Below are 13,782 nucleotides of genomic sequence, written 5' to 3'. Positions count from 1 at the left end.
TATGAAGTTCTTTGTTCAAAAAGCGAACAATTTGATCGTACACGGAAAAAATCTTACTCCGATGAGGGGTACGAGTAAAGTTTCTATTACAAAACTATACGCAACGCTTCAGACCCCGGTGATATGAACCACCACTTGCCTTTGGTGACGACTCTGACGGTGTTCCCAGAGATAGATACCTTGCCAGATGCCTAAAACTAATTTACCCCTAGCGATCGGGATTTGTTCCGATGTCCGGGTTAGGACCGAGCGAATGTGAGCGGGCATATCGTCTGGCCCTTCGGTAGAGTGATAGTAGAGACTGCTATCTTCCGGCACTAACTTGGCGAAGAAATTGGCTAAATCGGTGAGAACATCGGGATCGGCATTTTCTTGGATCAGCAAAGAAGCGGAGGTGTGACAGACAAAGACACTGCATAATCCCGTCGTTATGCCCGATTCAGCCACGATCGCCTCTATGGGGGCAGTGAGACGATGGAAATTCTTGGGACTGGTGGTAATCGTCAGGGATTTTTGATATTGACGCATGGCAACCGAATCAGGGAGAAATGGGGGTGGGGGGGATTGTCCTGGAGAGCAAAGGTTGTCCCGCTTGCAAGAGATCGTGAAGGTTCACCACTGCCCCGATAACAGCGATCGCAGGGGCTTCAAAGCCGGTGGCTTCGATCTTGTCCATAATCGTGCTGAAAGTACCGATTAACTGCTGTTGTTGGGGTGTTGTTCCCCAGCGAATTAGGGCGATCGGTGTTTCTGGACTTCTGCCGGCCTTGGTTAACTCGCCGATAATATAGGGTAAATTATGCACACCCATGTAAACAACAATTGTTTCCGCACCATGGGCGATCGCTGACCAGTTAACTTGAGGACGATATTTACCCGCCATCTCGTGGCCGGTGACGAAGGTAACGGAAGAACTATAATCGCGATGGGTGAGGGGAATACCGGCGTAGGCAGGCACGGCAATTCCTGAAGTGATCCCCGGCACGATCTCGACGCTAATTCCGGCCGTGATCAGATCGAGCATTTCTTCACCCCCGCGACCGAAAACAAAGGGATCACCTCCCTTGAGACGAACAACCACGGCATTAGTCCGGGCCTTATCGATCAGTAAAGCGGTGATTTCCTCCTGTACCAGAGAATGACGACCGCGACGCTTACCCCCATGGATTTGTTCGGCCCAGGGGTTAATCATGGTCAGAATCGAGGGGCTAACTAGGGCATCATAGAGGACAACATCGGCATTTTCTAAGAGAACTTTCGCTTTCAAGGTCAACAAACCGGGATCTCCGGGACCCGCACCAACGAGATAGACCTTACCGCAACTTTCTGATTGATTCATAGATACTGGGGAGAGAATTCTTGCTTCGATCGAATACGCTTGATCCCTAATGTATTGTGACTGGGGCAAAATTTGGTATTTTTAGCTACAGTTACTCGGCGATCATGCCCTTTCTTCATGAAGAATTATAATTTTAACATTACTTAACCTTTTATCTAGCGATCGCTCTGACAGGGGTCGCCGCCCTGTTGCAAATACACGAGTTTCTCGCTCCTCACCATTCCAGATAATAATTGCTTTGTGAAGGGGCAGCATTACTTGGCTGTTGTCTGCTAAATTCGCCCGCACATCGTACCTGAAAGGAAGATTCAGTAATGCTACTGCCTCCGATGGTAAACAAAGCTCATCTGTAAATCCTGTATCTACTACAAACTCAATCGGAAAGTCAGCGCGATTTGGAATCCGAAATGGGATAGTGATGATCGGGTGTCCATTAGCCACAATACCTGAAATCACTTAACTACACGTTCCATAACACCCCCACCAAAAGCGGCAGCAACGTTGTAGCCAATTTTGATCCCAAAGAGCCGAGCATGGGGGTGTTTCTCGCTCAATAAGTCAGCAGCGTGTAAGCCATTTTCATCAACTTTGTAGTCACCTGTTTCAATGTCAATGATGACCATCTTGCCAATGTTTTCCTCAACTTCCACCTCTTGGCGGATTCTGCTTTCGTACAGTTTCTCTGCACGTTGAGCAACTTCTTCACGACTTAAAAGGATAGCTTGCATATGCTAACTCCCGATTGCGATTTGACTTCTGGAGACTTCTCTATAATATCTCACAGGTCTGTAGGATGAGCTAATGCCATCCTACTAAGTCTCTACAAGATTGGCTGCTACCCAGTGCCTTCGGCATTGCACTTAAACCCACAGCTTCAATAAATCTGCATGGTGCGTTCCCCAAAAATCGATCACTGGAGCGGTAGAAGTTGCATTAGGGAACGCACCCTGGGACGATGGCGTACTGCTACGCAGTGCCTTCGGCATCGCGCTTTCTGCGCTACACTGTCCAATCTTGGGTTATTAAGTTCGGAACTTTGCTGAAATCGCCAGTATTTCGGGTAAGCAACAATAAATTGTTGGCAATAGCGATCACTGCAATTCTCAAATCCATTGTCGCCACGCAAACCTTTTGCCTCCTCATCTCATCAAATATTTTGATCGCTTCAGCATCAAAAGGCAAAACTGGAGCCTTTGCAAAACCATTGAGAGTTTCTATCAGCAGCGCATATCCACGAGCCAAATCGGTATTCGTCTGAGCGCGATTGATGAAACTGTGAGCGCCAATTACTTGTTCATGGAAACTAATAACCGACAAAGCAAAGTCTGCGATCAAATATTGTGACATCCGCAAAATTAATCGGCTAAACTCTAAACTAGAACGGCGCTGTAGAAAACTGATGTGATCGGTATCGAGCAAATATTTCACAATTATTTGCCAGTGTCATCAATAGGTTTGTCAGACTGCCGAAATGCGCGTCCATATTCTAGAGCTTCCAGAAAAGCTGAGTCATCGGAGATTGAACCTATTAGTCCTTCGAGCCAATTGTCAGAGCTAGGCTTACTTTCAAGTTTATGCTGAAGATCAAAAACTACTTGTTCAAGGGTTATCAAGCGTCGTTCAAGAGTTGCTGTGTCTAGCATGGCTGCTCCTAGATTGAAAGGTATAATTTAATTGCATAGCGCAATAATTTGTTCTAGTCTAGCTAAAAAATTGTCATCGTATTCAAATTACTCTCTACATAAGCAAAAATAAGGTGCGTTACATTTCATTAACGCACCCTACAAGATCGGCGATCGCACTGAGAATGAGAATTTTATAAACTTCCCGTTTCTGGTCTTCGGGGAGTTGTTTGAATAAGTCGATAACTTGTTCATTGCTTAAGGTTAAGTTCGGCATAGGTCGCTTCTAGAAAATAGCATGATTAACGATTTTAACACGGGTCCTTAATGGAGAGGGTTTTCGGTTCGCCTACACCTTCCGGGCTTCGATCGGTTAGAATCGAGAAATTATCGGCCTAGAAAGTCCTTTCATCTTCGCGCTTGCCGTAAAATTATATCTTTAACTAAATGGTGATCGCTAATTAATTATCGTAGTAAAGCTTGAAAACCTGCTTGAATAAAATGAACATCTGAAGTTAAAGCGTCGGTAATTTGATTTTCTTCCATAACAATAAAAGACAAACAATCTACTAATCCCCAGCTTTTATCAGCTTTTGATTCGTAGAGCTTTAAGCCTTTTTGAAAAAGAGTAGAAGTGATAGTAACAACGAATAAATTATCGGTTTGATAGCATTGCTTGATAAAGGCAGAAACCTTAGGACGATTGTAATGACTAAGAGCATTACCAACCTCCATAAAAATGGCTTCAGTAACCCAAAATGCTGTTGCATTTTTTACATAGGGGAGGAACTGCATAGCAATTTGATGATATTAATCATGAGGATTGAGAATTGCTTGGATAAAGACCGTATCTAAAAAAAGTTTGGACTTATTCATCGCTTATATTTCTTTTGGGAGTATCATATAAATAATGATCGTGTTCCCTTGACCAATCTTCTGGAGCTTCATAGGTGCCAGCCATTTCTTCTAACAGTTCCCAAGCATTTTTATGGTTATTTTCTAGTGGATCTTCCCGAGAAATAATTTGGATGATGTAATGGGTATTGGGTTCTAATTCAATCTTTTCTTCGGGACGGAAAACCATTCCATCATAACTAACTCGTAGATTTTTTATCATAATGGATTGTTGAGAAGTAATTCGATTACGGCCTACACAGTGCCTTAAGGCTAGTGTAACACACCCTCTCAACTATAACTGCCGTGCGATCGCACCATCTTCTAGATGCCGATATTCTGCTAAAGATGGGAAAATATCAGTCCTGTAGGGTCAAGGTCGATCCTCGTGGGTGGGGAAACGGAGGGAATTTTCGGCCATGGTGACAACAGTAATCGTTTTTCCCAACCTATCGAAAAACTCGACACTATACCCCGTTTCTAATCCCTCGATTTGATGTTTTTCTACCAATTTCCCACGTCTCCTGCGGATAATCTTGCTTCGCGAATATCTTTTAATAAAATCCCATTGAGTAAAGTTCATAATTCATGGTTATTATTTCGATCTAAAAAGTCCAAAAAGTCTTTTGCTTTCACGATCTGAATATTTTGATATTCAACCAGTGAAAGAAGATGTTTGTCTCCCGTGATAATATGGGTAGCCTTGCCAGCGATCGCACATTCTATGATCATATCGTCATCGGGATCGTTGGGAACGGCTCTCAGTGTTCCACCTATAGAAACAATGCTAGAAGCCTGACAAATTTCCTCGATGTATTTTCTAACTCGTTCTTCAGGAAATTTGATTTTTAGTAGCAGTTTTTCGGATAATTCCTGTAAAATCTCTGGACAAGTGACCGATCGAATCAGTTTGCTTTGGGCTAGGGAAAAACAACTATTCGGGCTACCGCCTTTAGAAAGCGCAGCAGATATGAGAATATTTGTGTCGAAGACAACAGTATAAATCACTACTTCTCATGAACGATTTCATCGATAAATTCTTCTCTTTCGTCTTCCGTCATGGTATCCCAATCGTAGCCGCGTTCTGCTGCGACGATTTTTGCCTGTTGGCTTCCGTAATCGGTTATAGCTTCCATATTTCCCCACTGACGCTGGATGAGGAATCTAAATAGTTCCTGTTGCTGTGCTTCGGGGAGTTGTTTGACTAATTCGATTACTTGTTCGTTGCTTAAGGTTAAGTTTGGCATAGGTCGCTTCTAGACACCAGCATGATTAATCAGTTTAACACGAGTCCTTAATGGAGAGGGTTTTCGGTTCGCCTATCCCTTCTCTGCGTCGATCAGTTAGAATCGAGAAATTATAACAAATCTGGTTATTTTTGCATGAGTAGAAAACGGGTTTCTCGGAGAAACCCGTTTTCTGTGCGTTACTCAACGGATTTAGTATTATCGGCCTAGAAAGTCCTTTCATCTTCCCGCTTGCCGTAAAATTATGATTGTCTCTCTCCAAGAAGCTCAAGCCAAACTGCCCGAACTGATATACAATCTCAAACTAGGGGAAGAATTGTTAATTACCGATAATAATTTCCCACTGGCAAAATTAAGCCGATGATAAAGAACACTTACAAGACTTCGCGGAGTATCTGCCTTGAAATGTCTAATCGATAGCCATACTCTGCTGTGTTACACACTCAAGGAATCCCGACTCAGTAGCAGCACCCATCAACTTCCTAAAGGGTGGCATAAATCGACTAAATCCTTATCTGGCAAGAGTTCTATTGATTAGTTCGTTCTAGATCGAAAACAATTGACAAAATCGCATCAATGTCCTTCTCTATAAGGGTTTCATCCCTTATAACTCCGTCCATTGCATAGCACAAACCGAAGAACCCGTCAGATGGTGACTTTCTTAATAGATCCATCAATTTTTCGGATGGTAACTTTCTTAATGCATCCATCAATTTTTCGGTTTTCATTCGTCTTAAGTTTAAGCCAGAAGGAGTGATAAGAGAATGGTATGATGGTAACTTTCCTACTAGATCCATCTTTTTGGATGGTGACTTTCTTAATGGATCCATCAATTTTTCGGATGGTAACTTTCCTACTATATCCATCAATTTTTCGATGGGATATTGTCTATCTTCTATAGAATTTGCTTCTTCTTGTATTAATCCTACTTCTTCAGGAGTTAATATCAGTCCTTCAAGTTTCTGCTCCGCGTTCTTGATTGTTTCAATTAAGTCTCGGTGTTTTTCTTCGGCCACACTTAAGTCGTCATTGGTAAAAAGATTATTATGAGCTACTTTGTTTCTGATTTTATACAGTTTCTCCCAATTAGATTGAAAATTTCTGTCTTTAAATGATTCCTTAAAAAACTTATCATAGTTGCTTTTAATTTCTTCTTTTAATTTACGAATTGCTTCGGGAGTTTCTTCAAGCCTATCAATTTTTTTAATTAAATCCTCTTTGGTTATACAACCAGATGAAAGCTTGTATATATACTCACCTAAATCATTAAAATCTATCAGATAGAGTTTATTGTCAATATAGCTTGCAAATTTTGTTTCATTATTTTTTCTGTCATTAACTTTCCTGCTAAAATCTTGGGGGGCTTCCGTTTTCCACCAATTCACTCCTATCTTGGTTGTCATGAATTTCGTTATGTAGGCTCTTAAATGGTTTTCCACACGATAAATATAAGGATAAATTTGAACAGCAATCTGCTCAGAAATTTCGTCTTTTACTATATACAGTGTTTCTAATTTTTGTTCTTTGAAAAAATTTAAAATTGGAATACGTTGAGGTTCTAAACAATCATATTCTCCCTTTACAACAATTGAAAAACCTGTAATACATTTATCTTTGCTGTCTTGATCAAATTTAATTGGATTTACTGTAATTTCTATAAAATTATCCTTGATTTGGCGATTGTTACAATCTATTTGTTGTGTTCCCTTCCAAAATGAATTATTCGAGGCGAGAAGATGGACTAAATTATCAGGAGTTTTGATATGAGATTGATTAGAAGTGTCAAATGCGAAGATTTCAAAGGTGAGAAAATTGTTTTGTGTGTCCATTGGAATGACAGGAGTTAGGTCTATAAACAACATCTAACCTCTATTTTAACTTGTCTATTGAAAAAAAGGGGGCTTATTCAGCCCCCCTTAACCTCTAACTTCCGCCAATCCTTGCCACATCGCGGGCGTTGGCTTCAAAAGCCGCATCGAGGGCAGAATCGCCGGTTAAACCGGAATCTAACGCCTCTTTAATACACTGCAACATCCGCTTATAATCCTTGGGCATTACCTTAACAAACTTGGGCAACATTTCCGACCAATTTGCTAAAACCAATGCCGCTTTTTGACTTTGGGTGTAATCAGCATGGCGTTGAATTAACTCGCGTAAATCGTCGATTTCTTCCCCTTCTAGCGCCTCTAAAGCCACCATTTGGGTATTGCAACGAGTGGCGAAATCCCCCGAGTCATCGAGGACGTAGGCGACACCACCACTCATTCCGGCGGCGAAATTGCGACCGGTAGGCCCTAAAACAACGACTTTACCCCCCGTCATATACTCGCAAGCGTGGTCGCCAACCGACTCAACTACCGTAGTCACCCCAGAGTTACGCACCCCAAAACGTTCCCCAGCAACCCCAGAAATATACACCTCACCACTGGTCGCGCCGTATAAAGCCACATTACCGATGATAATATTCTCCTCGGCCACAAAAGTGGAACCTTTGGGCGGATAAACGATGATTTTGCCACCGCTTAAACCCTTACCCACATAATCATTGGCATCCCCTTCTAACTCCAGTGTCACCCCTTTGGGAACAAAAGCACCGAAACTCTGCCCCGCGCTGCCCTGAAAATGGAGATGTACGGTATCTTCCGGTAAACCCTCCCAGTGACGTTTAGTGATTTCGTTGCCTAAAATCGTCCCCACCACGCGGTTAATATTTTTAATCGGTAGTGTCGCCTTGACTTTTTCGCCTTTTTCAATGGCATCCTTGCATAAATCCAGTAAAACGGTTATATCCAAGCACTTATCTAAACCGTGGTCCTGGGGAATCTGGCAATAGCGTCCTACCTCTGCATCTACCTCCGGTTGATAGAGAATCGGAGTTAGGTCAATTCCTTTCGCTTTCCAATGTTCTACAGCCTGTTTTGGCTCTAATACATCAGTTCGCCCCACCATTTCATTTAAGGTGCGGAATCCCAATTCGGCCATAATTTCCCGCACTTCCTGGGCGATAAATTTCATGAAATTCACCGTATATTCAGGATCCCCGATGAAATTCTTCCGTAATAACGGATCCTGGGTCGCTACCCCCGCCGGACAGGTATTAAGATGACAAACCCGCATCATAATACAGCCTAACGTCACCAGTGGCGCGGTCGAAAAACCGAATTCTTCAGCCCCCAATAGGGTCGCTACCACCACATCGCGGCCAGTTTTCATCTGGCCATCGGTTTCCACCGCAATGCGACTGCGAAGATTATTTAACACCAATGTTTGATGGGTTTCTGCTAGTCCCAACTCCCAGGGTAAACCCGCGTGTTTAATCGAGGTTTGGGGTGAGGCACCGGTCCCACCATCGAAACCAGAGATTAAAACCACGTCAGCGTGAGCTTTAGCGACTCCGGCGGCGATTGTGCCGACTCCCACCTCAGAAACCAGTTTTACGCTCACTCTGGCCGCACGATTGGCATTTTTTAGGTCATGAATCAACTCCGCTAGGTCTTCAATGGAGTAGATATCGTGGTGGGGTGGGGGAGAAATTAAACCGACTCCGGGGGTGGAGTGACGGACTTTGGCAATCCAAGGATAGACTTTTTTACCCGGTAATTGACCGCCTTCGCCCGGTTTTGCCCCCTGGGCCATCTTTATCTGCAATTCTCGCGCTTGGGAGAGGTAAAGACTGGTGACACCAAAACGGCCGGAAGCCACCTGTTTAATGGCACTATTTTTCGAGTCTCCCTGTTCATTTGTCCAAGTGTAGCGCTCGGAATCTTCCCCCCCTTCCCCGGTGTTCGACTTGCCACCGATACGATTCATGGCAATAGCGAGGGATTCGTGGGCCTCTTTGGAAATGGAACCGTAACTCATGGCCCCGGTTTTAAAGCGTTTCATAATCGCTTCAATCGGTTCCACTTCTTCGATGGGGATACTTTCCCGGTTTTTAAAGGTTAATAGTCCCCGCAGGGTGAAGAATTTTTGATTCTGTTGGTTGACCAGTTGGGAATATTTCTTAAAGAGGTCGTATTTGCCCAATTTTACCGCTTGTTGCAGGGTATGAATGGTTTCTGGGCTAAAAAGATGGGCTTCCCCGTCCTTACGCCATTGATATTCACCGCCAATATCGAGGGTATGCACATTCACGTCCCGGTCGGGGAAAGCGTGGCCGTGTCTGAGTAGGGATTCTTTGGCAATAATTTCTAAATCGGCCCCTTCAATGCGGGAAGCTGTCCAAGTAAAATAGCGATCGACTACCGATCGATTTAAGCCAATAGCCTCGAATATTTGCGCCCCACGGTAGCTTTGCAGGGTGGAAATGCCAATTTTAGAGGCCACTTTAATTACGCCCTTGGTGGCGGCTTTTATGTAGTTTTTACAGGCGGTCTGGTGGTCAACTCCTACCAATAAACCTTCCTCGATCATACTGCCGAGGGTGGCAAAGGCTAGATAGGGATTAATCGCACCGCAACCATAACCGAGGAGAAGGGCGTAGTGATGCACTTCCCGGGGTTCGCCGGATTCCAGGACAAGGCCGACTCTGGTGCGGGTTCCCTGCCGGATGAGATGATGGTGTAAACCAGCAACCGCCAGCAGTGAGGGAATCGGGGCGTGATTTTTATCGATACCTCGATCGCTTAAAATAATAATGCTTGCGCCCGCTAAAATTGCCTCGTCCACCTCTTGACAAATTGCCTCAATTGTGCTACGCATCCCCTCGACTCCCGAAGTGGGATCGAAGAGAATGGGAATAGTCACGGTTTTAAATTCGCTATTGCCCTGTAAACGCGCTAATTGGGCGTTAGTGAGGATGGGAGAGTTAAGTTTAATCAGGTGACAGCTTTCGGGCTGCGGATCCAAGAGATTTCTCTCCGCACCGATAGTGGTGATGGGAGAGGTGATAATTTCTTCGCGAATCGAGTCAATCGGGGGGTTAGTGACTTGGGCGAATAACTGCTGAAAGTAATCATAAAGCAGTTTTGGGCGATCGGACAAGACGGCTAGGGGTGTATCGGAACCCATGGAACCCACTGCTTCCACTCCATCCCGGCCCATGGGGGCTAATAAAAGACGTAATTCTTCAAAAGTGTAACCGAAAGCGGTTTGCTGTTGAATTAGGGAAACAGCAGTTTCCGGTGGGGCAGTTTCCACCGTCGGTAAATCATCTAAATTGACTAAATTTTCGTTTAACCACTGGCGATAGGGATGAGCTTTGGCAATAGCTTCTTTTATCTCCTCATCGGCCACGATACGACCTTCTTTCATATCCACAAGGAACATCCGTCCGGGTTGCAGACGACCTTTAAAAGCGACGCGTTCCGGTTCAATGGGTAAAACTCCCGCTTCCGATGCCATAATTACTAGGTCATCTTTGGTGACATAGTAACGGGAAGGACGTAAACCATTGCGGTCTAACACTGCTCCCATCATCGTACCATCGGTAAAAGCGATCGAGGCCGGACCATCCCAGGGTTCCATCAAACAGGAATGGTATTCATAAAAAGCTTTTTTCTCATCACTCATCGATTCGTGGGCCGCCCAGGGTTCAGGAATCATCATCATGACAGCGTGAGGAAGAGAACGCCCCGATAAAACCATTAATTCTAGGGCATTATCAAAAATTAAGGAGTCACTACCCTCGATATTAATAACCGGCTGGATTCTTTTGATGTCTTCCCCGAACAAGGGTGAGGCAAACATCGACTGACGGGCGTGCATCCAGTTAATATTACCTCGCAGGGTATTAATTTCGCCATTGTGGGCAATATAACGGTAAGGGTGGGCGCGTTCCCAACTGGGGAAGGTATTGGTACTAAAACGAGAATGGACTAATCCTAAAGCACTTTGAAAGTCGGGGTCGTGTAAATCGGGAAAATAGTCACCCACCTGTACCGGCATTAATTGCCCTTTATAGACAATGGTACGACTAGAAATACTGCAAGGATACCAGTAACGATTAAAGGATTGACGACTGAGGTGGGAACGCTTGCGAATAACGTATAATTTGCGTTCAAAAGCCAGATCATCGCTTAAATGGGCATCGCGTTCGATGAAAACCTGTTCGATAAAAGGTTCGGTAGATTTGGCCGAATTGCCCAAACTAGAGTTATCCGTGGGAACATCACGCCAACCGAGAACTTTTAACCCCTCTTCGGCGGCGATTTTCTCGAATTCCTGGCGACTTTTCCCGCGAATTTCGGCATCAGGGGCCGTGTAGAGCATTCCTACCCCGTATTGTCCCGCTGCCGGCAAGGTAAAACCTAGATTACTGGTCACTTTCCGGAAAAATAGGTCGGGGATTTGGCATAAAATACCCGCCCCATCTCCGGTATTTTTTTCCGCACCGCACGCGCCACGGTGATCGAGGTTTAGTAAAATTGTTAAGGCCTGTTCAACAATATCGTGGGACTTTTTCCCCGTTTTATGAACGATAAAACCGACACCACAAGCATCATGTTCAAATCGGGGATCGTATAGTCCTTGTTTCCGTGGAGTTTGATTGTTATTCATTTTGTCTAATAGCCTAGCAGTCTGGAAGGGAATGGCCTAGAGGGTGAGCCAGAGTAGCGATTCTAGGTATATCAATTTTGTATCCAGACTGGACCTTCGGTCTTATATCTTAAGGAAATGTTTCGATGTGACAAGGGTTCCTCTCGCTGCTTTACCCCCTGATCGAGATCGCTTTTCCGATACAAGTTCGATCGCTCCTATAATCGAAGAAATACTCGATCGCTATCTCGATCCCGTTCGATTGATTCTTTCTGCTCTTTCTCGCCATTTTTTTGAATTTTCTGTAATTACCTCGCACATCGATCGGGCTTTTTCCGCCGCATCCCGTGCCATTTCCAGAATTTCCTCTAGTTCCCGTTCATTTAGTCCTGTTTCTTTTTCTTCCATCACCGTAAGCCCTCCAAGCGATTTTTAACCTGATCAAAAATGTCGGGGTGAAGACCGAGCGGAGCAGTTTGATTGGGACAATTCGATAATTACAAGAGGTCGTGACGTATTTTCCCGAGTACCCGCTTCAAAATCGCCAGATCCTCGCTACAAATCCGATAAATTTCCTCCGGATCGATGTCAAAATAATCGTGGGCGAGAATATTTCTGATTCCCTTAATCTCCGACCAGGGAATTTCCGGATAGCGATTCGCTAAACTCTCTGCCATTAGCCGATCGAGTCTTCTAATATTTTCACTAATCGCAATCAACATCATACTAATGCCATCCAATCGATCGAGTCCATCATCATCGGCGATGAAATCATCGGCTTTTTGAATCCGGGTAAATCGCCGCTCGATCCGGCGGATCGCCTCTTCAAGCTCTAGTAATAACTCGAATAGAAGCGATCGATCACACATAGATGGCCTCTCGATCGATCCGTGCCTTGAGGTAAGGATTCAGAGAATCCCGATAGCGGATCACGTCCACTTCCCGTCCGAATAGGTTCTCTAGTTCGGCTTTTAGTCTGACTCTTTTAAGCAGATTGGGGGGCATATATACCACTATATCTATATCGCTCGTCGGTCGGGCTTCCTCTCTGGCTACCGAGCCGAAAATGCCGATTCGATTGATCGCGTATCGTTCCTCCAGTTCGGGTTTCAGGGTTCGTAAATGTTCCAATATCTCGTTGGCAGTGATTTTATCTACCATCTAATTTACTCCCTTTAGTTAATCGTGCGATCGATCTCTCGATGCTAATAAAAGACTAAAACGGGCTGCCACAATCGCACAACCCGTTCCCAATCAATTTAATTTTTAGTCGGTCAAAATTACCCTTCTAGTTTCCGGCCTTTGCACAATAAACCCACCCCGGCAACGGAGAGTAAACCGAGAACCGTCGCTGGTTCGGGAACGGTGGTAGGAGCGGCGGGAGAGTAGGTTAGGGTTGTACTATTGACATCGACGACACCACTGAATCCATCTCCTGCTCCCGCGACAGAGAATACACTCCCCAAGCTGCCAGGTAAAAAATTCAGAGTCAAAGCTGCGGTCAGATCCTGAGCGGCAAATGAACTCGCGGTAATCACCCCGCCACTGACCGTAAAACTATTAGCCGCTACACCAATAAAATTCGCCAGAACATCAAAGGGGAGTGTGTAGCCCAGAGCGGCGGGAGCGGAAGTCACGATCAGCGAAGTGGCGGCATTTGTCCCGTCTCCGTCTGGTAGGGTGAGCGTCCCCTGTACGGTTCCGGAGACTAGACCGGTTACGTTACTGAAGGAGAAGTTAAAAGTGGCGGCACTGGCAACCGGTGCGAGGGTGGCGGTGGCTACCGTGGCGAGGGCGACGGTTAGGGGTTTGTTGAAGGATTTTTTCAGGGACATATTCTGACTTGAATTTGTTTAAAATCTAGCCAAATGTTACCCACCCCCCCCCCGATTTTGTCAAGGTTTTTGTAATTTATATTTATTATGCTTTATCTAGCTATTGATTACTCGATTGGGGATTGAGGGCGATCTCCCAAGAGAGCGGCGAAGTGGTGCGCTTTTCTGGGGTGCGGGGGGCGATCGGTAAAATTGACATACACTATAATTATCAGAGCGATCGATGTTTAAGTAGGTAGGCGTTAAAAATTATCAGATGCCCCCCTTATTAAGGGGGATCCCCCCGCCTATCGGCACCCCCCTTATCAAGGGGGGCAGGGGGGATCGAACCTAAAATCCATTTTTAATTTAATTATAACCAGCTACTT

The 13,782-nt window shown here is 44.8% G+C and carries 15 protein-coding genes and 2 pseudogenes; all 17 read right to left on the bottom strand.

Annotated elements, in window-relative coordinates:
• Positions 1-108 precede the first annotated feature (108 nt).
• A complete protein-coding gene (locus tag IM462_RS13935) occupies positions 109-528 on the bottom strand; it encodes a secondary thiamine-phosphate synthase enzyme YjbQ (protein WP_045362918.1) in 420 nt (139 codons plus the stop codon).
• A gap of 10 nt (positions 529-538) precedes the next feature.
• Positions 539-1,339, bottom strand: a complete 801-nt coding sequence (cobA, locus tag IM462_RS13930; protein WP_287704014.1) for a uroporphyrinogen-III C-methyltransferase — start codon at positions 1,337-1,339, stop codon at positions 539-541.
• Between the two features lie 102 nt (positions 1,340-1,441).
• Positions 1,442-1,780 carry a clan AA aspartic protease gene (locus tag IM462_RS13925; RefSeq protein ID WP_287704012.1) on the bottom strand — a complete coding sequence of 113 codons (339 nt, stop codon included), beginning with the start codon at positions 1,778-1,780 and terminating at the stop codon, positions 1,442-1,444.
• A gap of 11 nt (positions 1,781-1,791) precedes the next feature.
• Entirely contained in the window at positions 1,792-2,067 is a 276-nt protein-coding gene (locus IM462_RS13920; protein ID WP_002739245.1) for a hypothetical protein, read from the bottom strand.
• 271 nt (positions 2,068-2,338) lie between these two features.
• Complete coding sequence (locus IM462_RS13915) at positions 2,339-2,767, bottom strand: type II toxin-antitoxin system VapC family toxin (protein ID WP_287704010.1); 429 nt, start codon at positions 2,765-2,767, stop codon at positions 2,339-2,341.
• Positions 2,768-3,100: 333 nt separating this feature from the next.
• A complete protein-coding gene (locus tag IM462_RS13910) occupies positions 3,101-3,238 on the bottom strand; it encodes a hypothetical protein (protein ID WP_287704038.1) in 138 nt (45 codons plus the stop codon).
• 188 nt (positions 3,239-3,426) lie between these two features.
• A pseudogene (locus tag IM462_RS13905) lies at positions 3,427-3,837 on the bottom strand (type II toxin-antitoxin system VapC family toxin).
• A complete protein-coding gene (locus tag IM462_RS13900) occupies positions 3,830-4,078 on the bottom strand; it encodes a hypothetical protein (RefSeq protein WP_002738017.1) in 249 nt (82 codons plus the stop codon). Before IM462_RS13900 ends, IM462_RS13905 begins: the two are co-directional and overlap by 8 nt.
• A gap of 150 nt (positions 4,079-4,228) precedes the next feature.
• Positions 4,229-4,438, bottom strand: a complete 210-nt coding sequence (locus tag IM462_RS13895) for a DUF4926 domain-containing protein (RefSeq protein ID WP_228009722.1) — start codon at positions 4,436-4,438, stop codon at positions 4,229-4,231.
• The gene (locus tag IM462_RS13890; RefSeq protein WP_287704004.1) at positions 4,435-4,863 is read right to left on the bottom strand and encodes a putative toxin-antitoxin system toxin component, PIN family; all 429 of its coding nucleotides are present in this window, start codon (positions 4,861-4,863) and stop codon (positions 4,435-4,437) included. Before IM462_RS13890 ends, IM462_RS13895 begins: the two co-directional genes overlap by 4 nt.
• Complete coding sequence (locus IM462_RS13885; protein ID WP_002750644.1) at positions 4,863-5,102, bottom strand: hypothetical protein; 240 nt, start codon at positions 5,100-5,102, stop codon at positions 4,863-4,865. The genes IM462_RS13890 and IM462_RS13885 overlap by 1 nt, the downstream gene beginning before the upstream one ends.
• 989 nt (positions 5,103-6,091) lie before the next feature.
• Positions 6,092-6,931: pseudogene (locus IM462_RS13880) on the bottom strand (Swt1 family HEPN domain-containing protein); the annotation flags it as partial.
• Between the two features lie 94 nt (positions 6,932-7,025).
• The gene (gene gltB, locus IM462_RS13875; RefSeq protein WP_287704002.1) at positions 7,026-11,600 is read right to left on the bottom strand and encodes a glutamate synthase large subunit; all 4,575 of its coding nucleotides are present in this window, start codon (positions 11,598-11,600) and stop codon (positions 7,026-7,028) included.
• 222 nt (positions 11,601-11,822) lie between these two features.
• Positions 11,823-11,987 (bottom strand): hypothetical protein, encoded by a 165-nt coding sequence (locus tag IM462_RS13870; protein ID WP_172968171.1) that lies wholly within the window; start codon positions 11,985-11,987, stop codon positions 11,823-11,825.
• An 89-nt stretch (positions 11,988-12,076) separates the two neighbouring features.
• Positions 12,077-12,448, bottom strand: coding sequence for a HepT-like ribonuclease domain-containing protein (locus IM462_RS13865; protein ID WP_149976263.1), 372 nt, complete (start codon positions 12,446-12,448; stop codon positions 12,077-12,079).
• The gene (locus tag IM462_RS13860) at positions 12,441-12,740 is read right to left on the bottom strand and encodes a nucleotidyltransferase family protein (protein WP_149989274.1); all 300 of its coding nucleotides are present in this window, start codon (positions 12,738-12,740) and stop codon (positions 12,441-12,443) included. Before IM462_RS13860 ends, IM462_RS13865 begins: the two co-directional genes overlap by 8 nt.
• A 119-nt stretch (positions 12,741-12,859) precedes the next feature.
• On the bottom strand, positions 12,860-13,414 hold the full coding sequence (locus IM462_RS13855; RefSeq protein ID WP_287703997.1) for a PEP-CTERM sorting domain-containing protein: 555 nt from the start codon (positions 13,412-13,414) through the stop codon (positions 12,860-12,862).
• Positions 13,415-13,782 lie beyond the last annotated feature (368 nt).

Source organism: Microcystis sp. M144S2, from assembly GCF_020246065.1.
Lineage (GTDB): Bacteria > Cyanobacteriota > Cyanobacteriia > Cyanobacteriales > Microcystaceae > Microcystis > Microcystis ichthyoblabe_A.
The sequence above is the reverse complement of the archived record's forward strand: the minus strand, read 5'-3'. Positions and strand labels throughout refer to the sequence as shown.

Bases quoted from the DNA above. Each gene is read 5' to 3' on its own strand.
- IM462_RS13920 (WP_002739245.1), bottom strand. From the start codon at position 2,067: ATGCAAGCTATCCTTTTAAGTCGTGAAGAAGTTGCTCAACGTGCAGAG.
- IM462_RS13855 (WP_287703997.1), bottom strand. From the start codon at position 13,414: ATGTCCCTGAAAAAATCCTTCAACAAACCCCTAACCGTCGCCCTCGCC.
- gltB (WP_287704002.1), bottom strand. From the start codon at position 11,600: ATGAATAACAATCAAACTCCACGGAAACAAGGACTATACGATCCCCGA.
- IM462_RS13910 (WP_287704038.1), bottom strand. From the start codon at position 3,238: ATGCCGAACTTAACCTTAAGCAATGAACAAGTTATCGACTTATTCAAA.
- IM462_RS13895 (WP_228009722.1), bottom strand. From the start codon at position 4,438: ATGAACTTTACTCAATGGGATTTTATTAAAAGATATTCGCGAAGCAAG.
- IM462_RS13935 (WP_045362918.1), bottom strand. From the start codon at position 528: ATGCGTCAATATCAAAAATCCCTGACGATTACCACCAGTCCCAAGAAT.
- IM462_RS13860 (WP_149989274.1), bottom strand. From the start codon at position 12,740: ATGGTAGATAAAATCACTGCCAACGAGATATTGGAACATTTACGAACC.
- IM462_RS13870 (WP_172968171.1), bottom strand. From the start codon at position 11,987: ATGGAAGAAAAAGAAACAGGACTAAATGAACGGGAACTAGAGGAAATT.
- cobA (WP_287704014.1), bottom strand. From the start codon at position 1,339: ATGAATCAATCAGAAAGTTGCGGTAAGGTCTATCTCGTTGGTGCGGGT.
- IM462_RS13865 (WP_149976263.1), bottom strand. From the start codon at position 12,448: ATGTGTGATCGATCGCTTCTATTCGAGTTATTACTAGAGCTTGAAGAG.
- IM462_RS13900 (WP_002738017.1), bottom strand. From the start codon at position 4,078: ATGATAAAAAATCTACGAGTTAGTTATGATGGAATGGTTTTCCGTCCC.
- IM462_RS13885 (WP_002750644.1), bottom strand. From the start codon at position 5,102: ATGCCAAACTTAACCTTAAGCAACGAACAAGTAATCGAATTAGTCAAA.